General features: G+C 66.8%; 9 protein-coding genes. 4 read left to right on the forward strand and 5 right to left on the reverse strand.

The window, feature by feature from the left end; translation table 11 throughout:
- Position 1: 1 nt before the first annotated feature.
- The 3 genes from AC07M7_RS08830 to AC07M7_RS08840 are packed head-to-tail and all read right to left on the reverse strand — an operon-like array spanning position 2 to position 3,865.
- Positions 2-415 (reverse strand): ExbD/TolR family protein, encoded by a 414-nt coding sequence (locus AC07M7_RS08830; protein WP_005409874.1) that lies wholly within the window; start codon positions 413-415, stop codon positions 2-4.
- A 10-nt stretch (positions 416-425) separates the two neighbouring features.
- On the reverse strand, positions 426-2,210 hold the full coding sequence (locus AC07M7_RS08835; protein ID WP_495207180.1) for a DUF2341 domain-containing protein: 1,785 nt from the start codon (positions 2,208-2,210) through the stop codon (positions 426-428).
- Positions 2,211-2,248: 38 nt separating this feature from the next.
- Positions 2,249-3,865, reverse strand: coding sequence for a ShlB/FhaC/HecB family hemolysin secretion/activation protein (locus tag AC07M7_RS08840; RefSeq protein WP_495207181.1), 1,617 nt, complete (start codon positions 3,863-3,865; stop codon positions 2,249-2,251).
- Between the two features lie 201 nt (positions 3,866-4,066).
- Here AC07M7_RS08840 and AC07M7_RS08845 point away from each other — a divergent pair, with 201 nt between their 5' ends.
- Positions 4,067-4,402 (forward strand): hypothetical protein, encoded by a 336-nt coding sequence (locus AC07M7_RS08845; protein WP_012511246.1) that lies wholly within the window; start codon positions 4,067-4,069, stop codon positions 4,400-4,402.
- Between the two features lie 90 nt (positions 4,403-4,492).
- Here AC07M7_RS08845 and AC07M7_RS08850 read toward each other — a convergent pair whose 3' ends face one another.
- Positions 4,493-4,945, reverse strand: coding sequence for a general secretion pathway protein (locus AC07M7_RS08850; protein ID WP_253077748.1), 453 nt, complete (start codon positions 4,943-4,945; stop codon positions 4,493-4,495).
- Positions 4,946-5,060: 115 nt separating this feature from the next.
- Between AC07M7_RS08850 and gspH the strand changes: the two genes are divergently transcribed.
- From gspH to AC07M7_RS08865, 3 genes are read left to right on the forward strand one after another with little or no spacing between them, the layout of a single operon-like run.
- Complete coding sequence (gspH, locus tag AC07M7_RS08855) at positions 5,061-5,507, forward strand: type II secretion system minor pseudopilin GspH (RefSeq protein WP_495207264.1); 447 nt, start codon at positions 5,061-5,063, stop codon at positions 5,505-5,507.
- Positions 5,504-5,866 carry a type II secretion system minor pseudopilin GspI gene (gspI, locus tag AC07M7_RS08860; protein WP_136637916.1) on the forward strand — a complete coding sequence of 121 codons (363 nt, stop codon included), beginning with the start codon at positions 5,504-5,506 and terminating at the stop codon, positions 5,864-5,866. The genes gspH and gspI overlap by 4 nt, the downstream gene beginning before the upstream one ends.
- Positions 5,863-6,477, forward strand: coding sequence for a prepilin-type N-terminal cleavage/methylation domain-containing protein (locus tag AC07M7_RS08865; protein ID WP_253077751.1), 615 nt, complete (start codon positions 5,863-5,865; stop codon positions 6,475-6,477). The genes gspI and AC07M7_RS08865 overlap by 4 nt, the downstream gene beginning before the upstream one ends.
- 245 nt (positions 6,478-6,722) lie before the next feature.
- Here the strand turns inward: AC07M7_RS08865 and AC07M7_RS08870 are convergent, their stop codons facing one another.
- Positions 6,723-19,100, reverse strand: coding sequence for a filamentous hemagglutinin family protein (locus AC07M7_RS08870; RefSeq protein WP_495207182.1), 12,378 nt, complete (start codon positions 19,098-19,100; stop codon positions 6,723-6,725).
- Between the last annotated feature and the right edge of the window lie 4 nt (positions 19,101-19,104).

The raw sequence follows: 19,104 nt of genomic DNA on the forward strand, positions 1-19,104 counted from the left end.
CTCAGCCCTGCGCCTTGCCGGTGACCAGGCCGACCTGGGCCAGCTCCAGCCGCCGCAGCAGGTCAAGTACCTCGACCACGCGGGCGTACTGCACCTGCGCATCACCGCGTACGATCACCGGGAAATCCGGCGTGGTCGCGCGTTCGGTACGCAGCCGGTCTTCCAGCTCGGCCATCGTCACCGGGTAGGCATCCAGGAACACCTGGCCACTGGGGTCGATGGTGATCGCCTTGGTCTTCGGCTTTTCCAGGGCCACGCTGTTGCTGGCCTTCGGCAGGTTGACCTCGATGCCGGGAATGGAGGCGTTGCTGGTCAGGATGAAGATCACCAGCACCACCAGCAGCACGTCCACGAAGGGCGTCACGTTGATGCCCTTCTCGCGCTTCTTGATGCCGAACTTCGCCTTCTGGCCCATGGCGCGCCCCTCAGCCCTGGACCGCGGCCGGGCCGCGCCCGTCCTGCTCTTCGGCCAGTCGCGCGGCGAACTCGTCGATGAACACCGCCATGTCTGCGCCGATCGCCTCGGCGCGTGCGCCCAGGTAGTTGTAGCCGAACAGCGCCGGGATCGCGACGCCGAGGCCGGCTGCGGTACACAGCAGCGCTGCAGCCATGCCCGGCGCCACCGAGTTGATGTCCACCGCGCCGGCCATCGCCGCCACCACGAACACCAGCATGATGCCGATCACGGTGCCGAACAGGCCCACGTAGGGCGCACCTTCGATGGTGGTCGACAGCCAGTTCATGCGCCGTGCCATCGCTTCCTGCTCGCGCACCATCACCGCATCCATCGAGGCACGGATCGCGGCGATGGTGGCGCCGCTCAGGTAGCCACTGTTGCCATCGCGCTGGTGGCGCTGCTGCATTTCATCGATGGCCACCTGGTAAATGCGCCACAGCGAGCCGTCATGCATCGCGGTCGGCGCCTTGCCCTGGCGGTCCATCTCGGACAGAGTGCGCAGCGGCACACCGGACAACTTGCCGAAGCTTTCGGTGAATACCGCGTTGGCCTTGCTGGTGCGGCCGAAGTGGCGGCTCTTGGCGATCATGATCGCCCATGACATCAGCATCATCAGGCCGAGGATGGCGACCACCACCCAGGCATCGAACGGCATCGCCTTGAGAATGAAGCCGAAGTGGCTCTGGCCGGCCGACTGCTCATCGGCGCCGTAGCTGATCAGGCGCGAGTCGGCACCCTGCGCAGTGGCATCGGCCAGCAGCAGCGCCGCCGGACGTGCAACCCGCGAGATGCGCAGTTCATCCAGTGCGCCTTCGAAGTTGGCCAGAGGCTGTACCGCGCCCGGTACATCGGCGCCCACTACCGGGGCGGTACCCAGCGCCGGCAGCTCGCCGCTCAATTGCGCGACCACGCGACCATTGAGGTACAGCTGCAGTGCGCCCTTCTCCGCGGTCAGTGCCACGTGCGCCCACTGCCCTTCCGGAATCGGCTGTGCCGGCGTGCTGCGCTGGCCATTGAGCTGCACGAACGGTACCCGGTTCTCGATACCGACCACCAGCTCGGAGGCGCCATCGCGACGGGCATAGATCGCCTGCGCCGCATTGTTGCTGCCCGGCTTGATCCAGGCCGAGAGGGTCAACGGCGTACCCGCTTCCTGTGCCAGCGAGGCGCTGGCCGGCAACGGCAGCGGGCCTGCGCCCAGCTGCACGCCACGGCCGATCACCGAGCCTTCGGACGGCGGCACCACAGCACCGGCATTGTTGCCGTAGGCGGTGGTGTCACGTGCCGGCGCATTGGCTTCGGCGAAGTGGTAGACAAGCGTGTAGTCCGGGTCGAATACCTGCTGGCCGTTGCCGCTGGCCGGGGCCTTCTCGTTGCCGTAGTACATCCAGATCGTCTGCGGCGCCGCGGCGCTGACCGCTGGCACGTCCACCCAGACCAGGGCCAGGCCCAACTTGGGATCGAACTGCTCGATCTGGTGGGCCAGCACGGTTCGGCCATCACCCGAGACGAAACGCAGGTCATTGCCCGCATCCTGGGTGCCGTCGAAACCGAAGTTGCCGGTATGCAGGCGCAGCAGCAACGGCGTACGGCCCGGGTCACCGGCCAGGCCCGCACCCTGCGGGCCGGCGTCGACGGTAATCGGCTTGCGGTACTTCCATTCGGCCTGCCACCAATTGGCATCGGCCGCAGCGGCGGGCAACGCAACCAGCGCGGCCAGCAGCAGCAACACTCGGGAAAGCAAACGGTCCATGCGAAGGGTCTCCGGAGAACGCATGTTCAAGGAAAGGATCAGTAACTGGTGCTGATGTTGAAATGCAGGCGCGGGTCGTCCTTGCGCGTGACCGGGCCATCGGCATAGGGCCAGGCGTAGTCCAGGCGCAGTTGCAGGTGTTCGCCCAGGCGCAGCTGCGCACCCAGGCCGACCGACGCCAGGTTGTACTTGTCACGCTGCTCGGGCAGCGGCTGGCGCAGGCGCAGGTAGGCCGCGTCGGCAAAGCTGTAGACGCGCAGATCGGTGCCGCTCCACAGCGACCATGCCGGGGTACGCCACTCCAGGCTGGCCAGGCCGCCGTAGTCGCCGATCGCCTCAGCCGAGAGATAGCCGCGCACGGTGTACATGCCACCGGCGGCGAACTGCTCGGCCGACACCAGCGGCGCATCGGTTACCTGCAGCGAGCCGCGCGCGTACCACTGCCAATCGCTGCCGAAGGTGTGGGTGTTGGCCACATCGGCCTTGAAGGCCACGAAACTCGGATCGGCCCAGTAGCGCTTCTGCCCGAAGCCGATGGCATCGCTGCCATAGCCGAACAGGCGACGGGTGCCGGCGACCAACTGGGTGTTGATGCTCAGCTGGTCCTGCTCACCCTGACGCACTCCGACGAATGCCAGGCTGATCGGCGCGTACTTCAGCGGCGTTTTCAGGCTCTCCTTGCCCATCTGCGTGTCTTCCTCGGTGTCCTTGAAGTCCACACCGAGGCTGAGCTGGCGCCACCACTGGCTGCTGCCGGCCAGTCGATAGTTGAGCTTGACGCCGATCGAATGGCCGTTGCCGATCACGTCGGTACCGGTGCCGGTACCGACCTGTCCGCCTGCGTTCAGTACGCGGCTGTCGGACTTGTAGCCGGACGCTTCCAGGCTCCACGGCGTGCCTTCGAACGGCATCATGTACGAGGCCGAAAACACCTTGGCCTGCTTGGCATCTTCCGGGGCCAGATACACGCCAATGTTGGCGCTGTGCCCGCGCTTCCACAGATTGTCGTAGGCCAGCGACGCACTCAGTCGCAGCTTCTCGGTATCAGCGCTGTGGTCGTTGTTGACCGCCACGCTGGCCCGCCACGGCGACTTTTCCTCCACCTGCAGGTCCACATCCATCGTGCCCGGCACCTGGCCTTCGCGCACCAGCGGCATCACCTGGCGACGGCCACCTTCGTTGAGCGCGGTCAATTCCTTCTGTGCCTGGTCGAAATCAGGCACCTTGCCCTCGGCCAGTGCCGGCACGCGCTCACGGATGCGTTCGGGCGATTCGTGCTTCGTGCCTACGACCCGCAGCTGGCCGATCGGCGTCTGCTGCACTTTCAGCAGTACCACACCAGCACTGACCTGTTGTTCGGGCAGCTCGACATAGACCGACTGGTAGCCCGCCTGCTGATACAGCGTATTCACCGCGTCGCGTGCCTTTTCGACATCGGCCAGGGTCTTGCCCGGGCCGAGGAACGGCTCCACCGCGCGTTCAATCTGGCGCGGATCGAGCACGGTGTTGCCACGCACGATGTACTCATTGATGTTCACGCTGGGCGCAGGTGCCGCCTCCTGCGCAAACAGCGGCAGCGGCAGGGTTGCCAGGGCCAGCACCAGCGGATGCAGGCGCAGCGGAAGGCGGACGGCTCGGTACGGAACAGGAGTCATCGAAAGCATCGCGTCGTATCGAAGGAAGTGGCCATGGAGCGGCGCGTGGGTCTACCAACAGGACGTGTAGGTCGCGTCAAAGCCGCCAACAGTTTTGTGACAGCACTGTCATCTTTTGACGGTCCGCCAACGCGCGCAGGCGGACACTGCGCACGCCATACGTCTGCATTGCAAAGCCCTTGCTGCTGCGGGAGATCGGAAATGAGCGGACTGTTGATCACATGGCGTCGTCCGGCGCTCGCCTTCGTCGTGTTGCTGGTGTTGCCCTCGGTGCAGGCCGGCGAACAAAAAACACAGGAGGACGCTGCACCGTGTATTGAAGTACAGGTCAACGGCGAACGGATTCCCGCCTGGGAGTGCCTGCAGCGCAAGCTGGCGCCACCGGCGAAATCTGCGAAGTCACCGGCGTTGCCCGAAGCCGAACGGCTGATGCGGCAGCCCGGCAACCAGCTGATGCAGTACAACCTGGAAGGCACGCGACAGCGCATGGGCGATGCCTTTGGTCGTTCGGTGGTACCGCAGCGTCCGGCGCGCTGATCCTGCACAGCTGTAGAGCCGAGCCCACGCTCGGCTGCTTCTGCGTGGCATCGCCGATGAATGCAAAGACAGCCGAGCGTGGGCTCGGCTCTACAGGGAGTTGGCGGGCACGATGCCATCGGTCGGCACCGGTGGCAGCTCCGGCACCGGCAGGCTGCGCGACTGGCCTGCCTGCTGCAGCTCCACAGCGCTGGCACTGATGCCGGCCAATACCGTGGATGGACCCAGCCGCTGACCGGGGGCATAGGCTTCCGCCGGGCGGCCATCCACCGAGAGCAGGGCCAGTGGCGCGTGGTCACCGGCCATCACGCCCAGCACGACCACTTCTGTCTGCACCGCACCGGGTGAAAGCAGCCGCACCAGCGGCAGACTCGCCGCTGCGTCGAACACGGGCCGCACAGGCACATTCGGCTGTGCCTCACTGGCGGCCACCGAGGGTATTTGGCCGACAAGGGTCACGCCCCAATAGGCCACCACCGCCAGCAGCAGCGTCGCCGCCAGCAGGGTCAACACCCGATTGCGATCCCAGCGCCTGCCATCCATGTTCCGCACCATTGCCACGTTCGTGTCCGACCACGCTAGCAGCCGTCGCTGACGCTTTTGTTTCATCATCCGCGCGTACGCTGGCAGGCATCGGCAAGGACAGGAGGCGATGTCGATGCAACGCATTCCGCACGGCTTCACCCTGATCGAACTGATGGTGGTGCTGGTGATCATCGGCATCTGCACGGCCGGGATCGGCCTGGGCCTGGGCAGCCTGCTCGACCCCGGCCGGCAGCTGCGGCAGGAAAGCGAGCGGCTGGCGCAGCGCCTGCAGGTGGCACGCGACGAGGCCCGCATCGACGGCCGCAGCATCCGCTGGCAGGCCGACCCCAGCGGCTATCGCTTCAGCCGCCGTGAGGGCAACCAATGGGTGACCGTACAGCGCGACGACCTGTTGCGACCGCAGCGGTGGCAGGCAACGGGTATCGCGGTGCAGCCCGCCAATGCCATCGAACTAAGCCCGGAATGGATCGGTACCGCCTGGGAGCTGGGGCTGTCGCTGGAGGGCCGCACACTGCGCCTTCGTGATGATGGCAGCGGACAATTGCAGGTCGTGCAATGAAGCGGAACATGCGCGGATTCACCTTGATCGAAGTGCTGATCGCACTGGCGATCGTTTCGATTGCGCTGGCGGCGGTGATGCGCTCGGTGGCGGTGGCCACCGACGATCAGTCACGGCTGCGTGATCGCCGCTTGGCACTGATGTGCGCGCAGGACCGCTGGCAGGAGCTTCGTTTGGCCGGGCAGGCACCCCAGGATGCACGGCAACGCTGCGTGCAGGGACGCGGAACCTTCCTGGTGCTGCAGCACCTGGGCACGGGCAGCGACGGCCAGCCGCAGCTGGAACTGAGCGTGGTCGCCGAGGATGCACCGCGGCAGTCGCTGGCGCGGATGCAGCTGCCGTGGACGGCCGCGCCATGAAGCGCGCCGTGGGCGGTTTCACCCTGATTGAGGTGATGATCGCGATCACCATCATGGGCGTGCTGGCGCTGATCTGCTGGCGCGCGCTCGACAGCGTGGCCAGCAGCGACCAGCGCCTGCGACAGGCGGATGCCGAGACCACCACCGCACTGCGCGTGCTGCAGCAGTTCCAGCGTGATATCGAGATGCGTGCGGATGATGCGCTGATGAATGGCGCGGTGCGTCCGGCTGATCGTCCGCAGCGATTGCTGCCTCCGTCGCTGGTGAGCGAGCGGCACCCGGATGGAAGCTTCGCGCTGGAGATCACCCGCAGCGTGGGCAGTGATGGGCTGCACTGGCAGCGCGTGCGCTGGTGGCGTCAGGGCAGCACACTGTGGCGGGCCAGCGGCGCGGCCACGGACCGGTATCCATTGCCGGCGCCGGAACAGTCGAAGGGCATCGCGGTGGCGCGCGATGTGCAGCGGTTCGAGGTGCGGGCGTGGCAGCCCGGCGAGGGATGGGCCGTGTTGCCGAGCAAGGGCGAGGTGCTGCCAGCCACCGGACTGGAGCTGCGGCTGGGCCTGCGCGATGGGCGTGGGCCGTTGAGTTACCGGCGGGTGCTGGAGTTGTAGGATTCGTTCGTGGCACCGCATCCACGCATGGTGTGGATCTACTACCCTCCTGCCGCCGGGTGCTCTCCTGCACCCGGCGGCGCTGTGTCGGTGGTCCTCACCGCTGATGGCCGCTCCCTGCCCTCCGTGCCGTCCTGGCTGGGGCCGCCACCGTTCCCTGGCGGCTGGCCCGATGCTGCAGCCCGATGCGGTGCATCGGGCAATGCGTGCCGACCAAGGTCGGCACCTACCGTGGCGTGCAATGCCTATCGGCGCTGCGTGCCTTCGTCGCGGCTTGCCTGCGGGAACTGGAACGCGCTGTTGGCGTCGTAGCCGCTGTTGGCGGTCGTGCCGCGCGCCGGCGGCGCAATGCTGCTGGTGCCGCTGCCGAAGCCGAGGATCTGCACGCTGATCACCGACGGCTGGTTGCGCCGTGCGTCGTCCTGGCTCTTGCGCATCACATCCTGCGCGGCCTGGCTGGCGCTGTTCGCTGCCGCACTGGCCGAAGCCAGCGCATTGACGTTCACCGTGGCCAGCACCGGCAGGCCCTTGCTCTCACCCTGCACCTGGATGTTGGCCGCGTTGAGCACCTGCAGCGCAGCGATATTGATGTTGCCCGAGACACGGATGCCCGCTTCGCCCGCATCGATGGTGCCCAGCGGCGCGATCAGGTCGACGTCGCCCGGCGGCACTTCGGGAATCGGGGCCAGCGTGGCGAAGCCGGCACCGCTGGCCGGCGCCTGCGGCGACAGCAACACATTGCCCCAGTTGTCATAGATCCGGCGCGGCGGCGTATACAGCAGCGTGGTGCGAGAGCCGCGACCGGCATTGATGTCGCCCTGCTCCGTCCAGGCCAGGATGTCACCGCCGAACGCGGTCATGACACGCGACAGGCCGAGCAGCACGCTGTCTTGGCTGAACAGGCGGATATCGCCCTGTCCCTGGGTCACCAGGCCCGCGCTCGCAGGCGGCGCCTCGCCGACCACGCCCACCACGATCTGCCCACCGGGCGCCATCAGCTCGATGTTGCCACCGGCCTCGGTACGCACGCCGGAACCTCCGTACATCACGATATCGCCGCTGCGATCGATCGTCTTGCCGTTTGCGTCCTTGTCCGGCAGCAGGGTTGCAATGGCTTCGCGACCACGCAGGTAGGAACCCAATCGCGGTCCATCCGGATTGTTGTATTCGCGGCCGCCCTCGCGCAGTTCAGCGTAGTAGACCTGGCGCAGGAAGATGTGCTGCTGTTCCTTCGGCAACCGGTCGAACACAGCCAGGGCCTCGGCGCCGTCGACGGCAAGGCCGAAGCGCTGCTGCAGCCACTGCTTCAGCTCCTTGTCGTAGATCTTCACCGCCTTGGCGGGCTGCGATGCCAGCGACTGCGAAGGATCGGCGAGGTTTGCCGGATCCAGGTAGCGGGCGCGCACAGCGTCGAACGCGATGTACTGATTGCCGGCGGTCACCGCGATGCTCGCACCCGGGCGCGTGTCGCCCTGGATCAGCCCGCCGCGCGAGACAATACTGCCGCTGTCTTCCTGGCGGAGCTGGCGGCCTGCACTGACATCGACGTTTCCCGGGCCAAACACGGTCAGGTTGGTGTGCACGATGTCACGGCCAGCCTGGACCACAGTCATGTCGGTGCTGCCATTGTTCATCGCCATGACCGAGCTGCCGAGAATGTCCATGCCTGCGCGCAGCTGAACCGGCGCCGACACGTCATACCAGGTGCCGACCGTTCGGATCATGCCCGCGCTGGTGCCCAACGCCCATTCGCCGCCGGTACGCAGGCCGATGATGTCGCCGCTTCCGGCGTAGAAGCGGTTCGGCTGCCCGTCGCCGGCACGCGGCGTGCTCAGCATCGGCCGGTTCGGCCCGAACGCGAACAGCGGTGAAGCCCCGTTGATCCTGACATTGAGCGGTGCAATCGCGCCGTCCTGCGACAGATTGCTGCGTAGCAGCTGATTGCGGCTACTGCCACCGAAGCCGCTGAAGGCAGGGTCGAAGGGCGACGGCAAGCGGGCATCCGCGCCCGAGCTGCTGATCATCGGTGCATCGGCTGCAGCCAGGATGGAGTTACCTGCCAGCAACTGCAGCGTGCTGTTGGCCCCTGGGGCCGTCAGCAGCACCTCTCTGGAAACGGAACGCGAAAGCTTGATATCACCGCTGGCAGCGATAGCCGTCAGGCGCGACGGATAGATCCGGTAGACGGCGCCACCCACGATGCTTTCCATTCCACCATCTGCCTCTTCCTGCGTTGTCGCCTGCCCGACAGGCACGATGTCGCCGCCTGCAGAGAACAGGTTGACCGCAGTGGAAGCGGTCCACAGCGAGAATCCGGTAACGCCCAGCAACCGCGACCCATCGTCCGCCCTGGCCTCGAACGCATTGTACTGCTGGACACGGCCGGCATCCGCGGCACTGGAAAGGACGACATCCCCACGCGCCCGCAGGTCCGCGACCGCATCGCCCAGCACCAGCAGCGGGCCGCCCATCGCAGCGCTGGTACTTGCGCGGAACGGATCGCTCGCGCGCAGGTCAGCACTGATGGACCGGTAGTCATTGGCCTGCACGACACTACCACCAATCCGCCCCGCGTCAATGCCGAGATGGCCTCGCAGATTGACCAGTGTGCCGTTGAGCTGCGGGGCCTGGCTGTTGCCGGTCTGGCTCATCGACGTTGCAGCCAGCAGCGGATTCAACGCACCGGTGAACCGCAGGCGCAGATCGCCCCCCCCGGTCTGCACGAGGCGGCCGTCATCAACGCGACCGGTGGCGCCCACTGCCGCATTGATCGCCGTTGAGTAGCGGGTACCACCGAGAACACCGAGTGCCTCACCCTTGGCGGCAGTCACACCACCATGCCGGCCTGCCTCAACCTCAAGATTGCCACCGCCCAGTGTGCCGAGGCCGGTGAAACCCACCATCCTCGGGCTTTCCCGGGGGTTTGACGTGTTGAAGGCCGCATAGGTTCCGAAGTTGATCCACCAACTCGTGGCTACCGACTCGACACCCATGGTTGTTCCGGTGCCCTGCCGCCACAGCCAACCACCGGTCGCGCCGCTGAAGGTGCCGGCAGAGATGCTGGCCTCTCCGGATGAGGAGGTGCTACCCCAGGTTGCACCGCTGACATCACGGCCCGCGCTCACGCTCAGGTTGCCGCCATGATCGGGATACCACGCCTGGTAGGCAGCCAATGCCGCATCATAGTCGCCGGTTGACTGTTGCAGGCCCAGCAGCATTTCGCGGGCACCCAATGGGCTGCGCGCGGACTCGAAGCGAGCATCATGGCCACCGCCAAGGGACGATGGCGTACCCGCTGTGTAGACGCCGTACACTGAGCGCATCTGCACATCGCGAGCTGCCGCCAGCTGCAGGTCACCAGTACCAGTGCGAAGGACGCTCCACATCGGCGTTCCATGCTGCGGCGGCCCCATCGTGGTGACCTCGCGCATCTCGCCCGGCATCACACAATAGCCAGCCTCGGGTGGATTGCAGATCGCCTCCTCACTCATGCCCACCCAGGGCAGGTCACCGAAGTCCTTGACCGAAGTGCCTTCAAGGTCAGGATCGCCGGCCAGCTCCTCGGCGCCCAGTTTGGTGAACAGATAGGGCGCATTCACGCAGCTTCCACCCGCGGCACACAGCGCATCCTCGCTCTTGCCCAGGTGCTCTGCCAGCGCCTTGGCAGTCTTGCCGATCCAGCTGCTGTCCACGTTCTCGCGCAGCGCGCCCGCAGCCGTCACCAGCCGTTCGCGCACGAACTTGTTCTGCTTCAGCGCATCACGGATCACACCGTAATGCGTGTCGGACAGCGTCAGGTCGCCATTGGCACCGAATCTGCGCAGGCGAGGATCGGAGGCCTCGGTGTCTGCACCTGCTACCAGCGAGAGATCCCATGATGTAGTGCCCTCGGGCAGCATCTGTGCCAGCGCCCAGTTGCGCCCTTGCCGCCCATCGCTGTCCGAAGGGCGCAGCTTCACCGGTGTGCCACCCGGAAGCTTGATCAGGGTCATCGACGGAATCAGTGCGCCACGCGGCAACGGCGTACTCACCGCCAGCCGCAGTTCCGTCGGCAACGGCACGCCGGCTGGCCAGGTGTGCGCTGCGACGTCAGCAGCGCTGCGCAGCTGGAAGCCGGCGGCAAGGCGCGCACCCATCGGCACTGTCAGGGCCTGTGCAAGCACGGTTCCGGCGGCGTGGATCTGGCCATCGTTCAGGGTGATTGCGGCGGACAACACCGTGCCAGCAGGCAGCTGCAGAGCCTGGGTCAGTGTCATTTCCACCGGCAGTGTCGTGCCTGCCGGAAGCTGCGTGCCCTGCACCTTGATGGCGTAGTTCAGCACCGACGAAGCCGGGAAACGTGAGCCGACATCCAGCACCACGCCGTCCCCCGGCACCACGATGTCAGCGCCGAACGGCGTGACCCCGACGGTTGCATCGCTGCCCTCGAACAGCTGCCATCCCGCGTCATCCGGGCTCAGCGGTGGTGGTGCGAAGCCATCGTTGATGCTGCCGTAGAGATGCAGATCACCGGCAGCGCGCAGGCGCAGCGCACCGGCCTCACCGAAGCCGCGCCGTGCCGGATCGGTACGATTGGCCTGTGGGCCATAGCGGTAGCCGGACAGGTCCAGATCGCCACTGACGGTCAGGTCACCGTTGGGATTGGCTGCCGATGTCATGCCGACGATTTCCACGCCCGGCCGCAAGCGTACGCTGCCCAATGCCGCCAGGCGCGCGGACAGATCGCCATTGCCAAGCGCGGCATTCATCCAGGCCACGCTGTCCGGGTCGACGACGCTGTCCAGCCAGGCCTGCGTCACCATCTGCGAACGATGGCCGTTCACATCAGGCGTCGTCGCCAACGGAGCATCGTCATAGCGACGCACGCCCGTGGCGAAGACATCGCGTGCTCCCAGCACCTGCAATCCGGCATCGGTGCGGATGGATGCATCTCCGCCGCCAGAGCGCGGCATGTTCAGTACCAGCGTGCCGCGTGCACGGCCATCGTTCTGACCCGCAGCGCTGCCAACCGCAACATCGGTACCGCTGCGCAGATCGACCCTGGCCGTCCGCCCCAATGCCAGCGTTCCGCTGCGACTCTCCAGTTCAATGATGGCGCGGTTCGGACTGTCGATGATGCTGCCGTAGCTGTCCACGCGCAGCGCGGTGCCGTGCGCGTCCAGGGTGCTATCCACCTGCAGGTCGTCGCGCGCTGCAAGGCGAATGGTGCCCACCTGCTCACCACTGGCGTCAATGCGGCCATTTACCCGAAGCGCGCCGCCATCCACGCTGATGTCAACCTTGCGCGCCTTCACTTCATCGCCGATCACCAGGTTGCCCTGTTTGATCTGGAAGCTGCGCGCGCCGGTCACGCCATCGCGGGTCAGGCGTTGGTTCAGACCACTGAAGTCCTGCAGCTGCTGTGCGCGCACCAGCAGTTCGCCGTTGTCATATGGCACCACGCTGCCACTGACGTCATGGCGGCCGCTGGCCTGGCCGAGGATCTGCCCGGCCAGATCGACACGTCCATCGCCAGCCCCAAGGGCGGTGACCGTCAGTCGACCGGCCCGGTTGTTGCGCGCCGAAACATCGATCCGCGATGCGGCATCGGCGAGCACACTGCCATCGGCAGCCGTCAGCTCGACATCGCCACCCCAGCTGTAGTTGTCGACGTCGAACAGGCTGACCTTGCGCCCGGAAAGATCCAGCTCGGCCTTGCTGCCCAGACGTACGGAATGATCTGCGTTGGCGGTCAACCTGCCGGAAGCCAGAGCGAAACGCGTATCGAGCACGATATCACTGGCACGCAGGTCCAGTTCGGCACCCAGCGCGTCGGCTGCCCTGCCCGCCCCCGCACCCTGCGCAGTGAGCGTACCTCCAGCCTTCACCGAAAGCTTCGCGCCGGCCTCAGCAGTGATCAACGGAGCCTGGATGTCGAGATTGCCGCCACTGAACGTCCAGCCCTTGCCGGCGATGTAGTCGCCCTGTCGCTGGTAGACATCCAGCGCACCATTGCCGGCAAACACCAGTTCACGCGCCGCCTGCAGATTGACGCCGGCGAAACCCAGCACCTGGCGCCCGGCCACCACCTCAGGTAGAGGCTGCGAGCGCGCCGAAGGTGCGAGGCGCAGTGTGTCGGTGATGATGTCCAGCTGCCCGCTGCCCAGCCGGCCAGTGATGGCCGGCGCCGACGGCGGCGTCTGGGTACTGCCGAGTGCCGGCGAACCGCCCAGCTGCCCTGCCCAGGTCAGGTCCGCGGCAAAGATGCGCGCCCGGTCATTGCTGTCACCATAACCATGAATCGCGGGCGTACCCAGCACCAGGTTGCGCAGGGTGGCCTTGCCGGTCGCCGCATCACGGGTGTCCAGGTCCACACTGCCGAATACATGGATCGCCTCGCTGGCATTCAGGCGCAGCGTATCCAGCGCAGGGGCCCCGGTAGCCGTGTTACCGCGCAGCAGGTCGCCCAGCACCTGCTGGTTAAGGGTCATGCCCGGCGGCAGTGCGGCGATGGCCGCGGCTCGCGCAATCGCTTCGGCCGAGCCCAGGTTGATGTTGCCCACCCCCAACGCCAACTCGCGCGTGCCATAGGTGGCCCCCTCACGCAGCTGCAGCTGGCCATTGGTGGTCACATTGATGCTGCCCTCGGACACCAGGCGTGCCTGACCGGCGCAGGTCGCGTGCGGGCTGCACCCGCCGATATCGATGTTGACAGCAGCACCATCGGTGCCTGCCGGGTGCGCGAGCATCTCGGGCCGATCATTGGACACCGCCAGCAGCGCTCCGCCCACCTGGTAGACGTAACCGAGGCTGGAAGGCAGCCCGGCGGTGCCAAGGCCAAGTGTATCGATGGCGGCTCCCGCTTCGACCACGATGCCGCCGCCGCCGGACACCGCCCCGATCAGCACCTCCCGTGCGCGCAGGACGGCACCGCTGCGGACCACCACATCCCCGCCGACACCACTGACATTGATGAAGGACGGCGCCGTCGAACGTACCCGCGCGTTGACGACCAGGCGCGAGGGCTGCAATGCGTTGAGTGCGTCGGCTTCGATCGTCGACCCATCGAGGCGCGAGTCGGCCTTGCCGCCCGCGGCAATGATCTCGAGCGTGCCGACCGGATTGACACGCGTTACCTCCACGCTGCCCCCCGTACCGGCACCGCCGGTGGCGGCCTGGAAGCGCGCCTCGCCCTCGACGCGCAACGCGGGCTTGCCCTCGCGGCCGGCACCGTCGCCCAGTTCGAAGCGCAGCATGCCCGCGTCGACTGTCTGCCAGCCGCGCGGCAGGCCGAGGCGCTGTGCGCTGGCGGCGGAGAATGCGTTGTAGCGGGTTTCGTTGTATCCCGAATGACGGCGCACAGTCGCGGCCGGGGTCAGCAGCAGGTCGGTCAGCAGCGGCGAGACCGTCTCGACCAGACCGTCGCTGCGGTGACCTGCCACACGCCAAGAGCCCGTCCCGGTGGGCAGGGGCGTAGCGGAACCGGTTGTGGAGCTCGCCCCCACCTCGACCCGGAACGCGCCGGGTTGCAGCGCGAAACTGGCTGGCAACAACGTGTAGATGCCGGCGGCCAGCCCCGGCACGCCGGCGGGCACGACAATCTGCTGGCCCACGCCTGGATCGGCGGTACCGTCGGACAGGCCCTGCGGCGCAACGTTGCCGGTGTAGCCCGGCAGGATCGCGTAGACCTCGCTACCGGCCTGGCTGAAACCGTAGCGCGGATTGGCTTCGGCCAGGACGTGGCGCAGGATGTCCACCGAGCCGCCACGGCCACTGACGAACGCAGCGCCGGTCAGCTCCCCCCCGCCATTCATGTCCAGCACCGCACCGCGCGCCACGTCGGTCTGGCTGCTGACAACGCCGATGCCGACCGGCAACCCGCCACCGCCCACGTTGCGTGGGGCAACCGCTGCGCCATCAAGCCGCCACTGGATGCCATCCACCGTGCCGCCGTAAGGCAGGCTGAGCCCCGCACCACTGGTCGAGGTCAGGCTGCCCGGCAGGAACGAGACCTTCGAGGCGATCTGCTGGTTCCTGTCGGTGCCGCCCAGGGTAATGCTGCCCATCGGCGCGCGAACCACGCCGCCCTGCTCAACGGTCGCAGCGGCCAGCATCAGGTTGCCCATCGCCGACAGCGGGGCGGCCGGTGCAGCCCCTGCGAGGCCATTGATGCGGAGCACGCCGGTTGGATCCTTCCAGATCATATCCCGGGAATACCTGGCAGGATCGAAACCGACCCCGATCCGGGCGGACGCACCGGCGACGGGATACAGCTGTGCGGCGGTGATTTCCAGGTGTTGCGCCGCCAGCAGATCGGCATCCAGTGCACCCACGCTGGTTGCCCCCTTGAGGAAGCGGACGTCACCGCTGCTACGCAGGGAAACGTCGTCAAACCCATCCAGCGCCACACGGTCGCGGATATCAATCAATTGCGCGTCGGCCTGCAATCGATGCTGCCGGCCGGTCGCCCGCGGCGCATCGCCACTGATCTCCGGCTCATTGCCGCTGATTGCAGACAAGGGCGGATTGGCCAGCTTCAGATAGGGCGCGTGCAATGCGATCGTGCTACCCGGTGCGGCCCCCGGCAACAGGCCGATCGAGCCGGACAGACGCAGGCTCTGCGTCATCCGCAGATCGATGTTTCCTTCGCTGCGGACCGCGGCGATCAATGACAGATTGTCGAACCCCCCGTCGCGGATCTGCTCCACCGACAACCGTGCCTCGCCGTACTTCGGCGTGATCGGTGCGGATGCCACATCGCCCTTCTGGCTGAGGTTGAGGAACCGGGGTACCTGGACATCCTTGCTGGTCCCCTTCGCATAGTTGCCTCCTACGAACGCAATGCCAAGCGTACCGCCATGCGCGCCGACACCGCCGGCCGCGGCGTGCATGCCGCCTTGCAGATAGAGTGCATTGGCGGAACGCAACACGATCTCGCCACCATCGCTGTCCACCTGCTGCAAGCCCTGGCCATCGATGTGCAATGCCGTTGTACTGCCATCGGCGCGCAGCTGCGCGCCGCGCTCGACCACGATGAAGGCATCCACCGGGCGATCGCTGACCTGGCCGGCACCCTCCCAATCCAGCGCGCCCCCGATCTCGATGCTGCCGCCCTTGCGCACCAGCCCGCGCAGCCGCTGCGCTGAATCCTCCACGCTGAAGGTGTCGCCACTGACATCCAGCTCGGCGCCATCGGCAATGCGGTAGGTGCGGCTGCTGGGCTGACTGTCGAACGGATCAATGGCCAAGCGCACGTCATCCAACCGGATCCGCCCGCCCGCCGCGTGCAGACGCCCCTCCACGGTGATGTTGCCGCCACCCCGCAGTTCGATGGACTGCGCCGGATCGACCTGCACACTGGCGCCCGTGCCGATGCGCAGGTCGCCGCCGCGATTGCCGAACTGCGAGCGCAGGACCAGGCCGGCACCCGCACGCTGGCTGACGCGGCCACTCAACGGATCGGCGCTGTAGAGCGGGGCCAGCCATGCCTGCACGGCTTCCTCACGGGTGACGGCCTTCAGCGCGCCGCTGGCCAGGTGCAGGCCCGGCATGACCACCTCGACCTGCGCACCACCGGCCACTTCCAGGCCTTTGTGCGCATTGATGTCGTACTGGCTGAAACCACTGCCGAACAGCGCGCCGCGCAACGTCAGCACGTCGTCGACCTGACCATCGCCACCGATGCGGATATGCCCGCCATCGCCCAACGACAAGCTGCCACTGCCCTGGCCAAGCGCGCTGATGCGCACATCCTCAGCCAACGAGAGGCGGCCAACGTCGCCCCTGCCGGTGTCCAGATTGCTGGCCTGCAGGCTCACGCTGCCGCCCTTGCCGATACGCGCCTTGCCCACGCCATCGACGCGACCGCCCGCATCAACGATCAATTCGCTGCCACGCCCGACCACCACATCATGGCTGTTCTCCAGCTGCAGGCGACCGCCGTCGCTCCACGCCTGGCCCTGCGCCGCGCCAGGGTCCAGCAACAGATTGCTCCAGCGGCCGGCAAGGTCGATACGTGCACCATCGGTGATCTCGACCCGCCCACGTCCGGCCTGCAGCAGCGGAACCACGGGATTGCCCGCCACGGCCAACAGATTGCCGGCCTGCAATTGACCACCGGCGATGGCGATGTCACCGCCGAGACGGACGTCGCTGCCGGTCAGCACCAGCTGTCCGCCATCCTGCAGGCGCAGCGTGCCATCAAGGGCGATGCTGCCGGCGGTGGCCAGGTCGATGCGTCCCCACTGCTGTTCGCTCAGGCGAGCCGCATCCAGCCACACGGTGTTGCGCTGCTGTGCCGATACGGGCGCCTGCAGCGTCCAGTCGGCCGCAGGCAACGCGCCCTCCCAGATCCGCACCTGGATATCGAAGACCGCATTGCGTTCTGCGCTGTCATAGCGACCCAGCCACAGCTGTGCATTGCGCGCCACCGCCGTCTGTGCCTGCGCGTAGCCATCCTTGCCCAGGTCGGGCGCTTTGGCCTGCTGTGCGCCCTGGAACACCTGCGTATTGATGTCACCCTGCAGCACCGCCGTCGGTGCGGAGATCACCAGCCGGCCGGCATCACGCCCGACGGTGTAACCGTTGTCCACCCGCTCGCCCGGTGCCACCAGCGGATTGCGGAAGGCCTCATTGACGCCCCAGCGCTGATGCTCGACCTCGAATCCCTTGTACAGGCCGGCGTACTGCTGCTCCGCCGGCGCATCGCCCAGGCGATACAGCCGCCCATCGGTGCCGCGCAGCCAGCTCTGCTTGATCACGCCGGACTGCACATCCAGGCTGCCACCGGCCAGGTTGATCCTGGAACCGCCGTGGGTCACCACCTCGGTACCGGACAGCTGCACGGTGCCGCCCTGTGCCGCCCATTCGCTGATCGAGTGGCGCTGGTTGTCCAGATAGCCGCCCACTTCGAGCAGGCCACCACCGGCATACCAGCGCTCGGCCGCATGTCCGCCGGTACCGGCGGCCACGCGCTGCAGCTCGCGACGATCGATCCAGACCTCGCTGCTGATCAGCGTGCCGCTGTCGCGGTTGTCAGGCGAATCGCGCAGCTCGTTGCCCTGCACCTTCACCTGCACGTTGTTGCTTTCCATCGCTACGCGTACACCGACTGCGCCGGAGACATCGACCCATGCCGCATTGCCCACGTAACTGCGTCGCGCCGCGTCGCTGACCACCTGGCCACCGGTCGCGAGGGTCAACGAGCCATCCTTGAAGTTGATGTCGCCACCGGAGACGATCTCCACGCGCGACTGGTCACGGCGATCCTGCAGCCGCGACAGGTTGTCGAACGTGCCTGCGCTGCTTGCCGCGCGCAGGGCATCCTGTTCTGCCGACGCCTTGATCAATGCATCGCGCTGGCTGTCCAGCACCGCACTCTTTCCATCATCTTCGATCAGCACTGCGGTGGTCGCGCCGGATTCGAGGATCACCTGTCCCTGGCGGTCGCTGAGCGCGTTGAGCAGATGGATGGTGCCGCGCTGGCTCAGCGTGGTGGTGGCGACGGCAACACCGGCCTGCTCGACCTTGCGGCCGGCCAGCGTGATGTCGCCCTCACGCGCCTGGATCAGGCCGCTGTTGCGTACGTCGCCTGCGTTGCTGCCCTGCACGAAGCGCGGTGCGATCTCGTTTCCTGCCGTGGTCGAAGCAGTGTTCTGCGCGGTGCCGACGCCGCGACGGATCACGAAACTGTCGCCCGCCGCCAGCTGCGTCTGGCCCTTTCGGGTCTCGATCTGCCCGGCGTTCTCCACGTTGCTGCCGGCCAGCAGCACGTAGCCGCCGCCGCGAGTGGCCGTTCCGGGTTCATGCGTGACGATACGTGCCCCCTGCTCGACCATCACCTTGCCGAAGGCATCGGTCAGCGCGGCAGTGTTGCTGTCGGCACTGAACAGGCCATTGTCTCGGAACTGGCCGTCACTGATCCGTGCCGCAGCCGCAGCCAGGTTGCGTACATTGACCTGGCTGTTGTTGCCGAACACCACGCCGTTGCGGTTGGCAACGAACACCGTGCCGTTGGCCTTCAGCTGGCCAAGGATCTGGCTGGGCCGGGCATTGGGATCGTTGACACGGTTGAGCACCGCCCAATTCGGGTTCTGTTGGAAGCTCAGCGTAGTGTTGCCACCGATGTTGAAGCTCTCCCAGTTCAGGATCGCCTTGTCGGCAGTCTGCTCGATGCTGACCTGGACCCGCCCATCGCTGCCCTGGGACTGGATCGCCTCGCGCGCGTTCAACCAGCCGCGGGTCAGCGGATTCTCATCAACCTTCAGGCCATCCTTGCCCAAGCCATCGGCCACCACGAAGCCAGCATCGCGTCGCACCTGCCGAGCCTGTTCCTGCAACCGTTGCTGCAATGCAATGGCCTGCGCCGCCGTGCCGAGGTTGTCGATGGACTGCTGCAGCTTCTGGCGTGCGGCGTCCTGCTGCTGCGCAGGCAACTGGAACTGGATCGGCACGCCATTGGGCATGCGTCCGCTCTGCGCCGCTGCGCCCTGGGCCACGCCGCGATCGGCGAACCAGCCCGGGCTGAAGGCCTGCTGGGCCTGGGTAGGCACCCATGGCGCCGCGCCAAGCGCCAGCGCGATGGCCCAGGCCATTGGATGGTTGCGCGGCGAGAAGGTCGGGACGGTCTTGAGCGTGTGGGACATCGGG

The sequence above is a fragment of the Stenotrophomonas sp. GW821-FHT09E08 genome, from assembly GCF_059416125.1.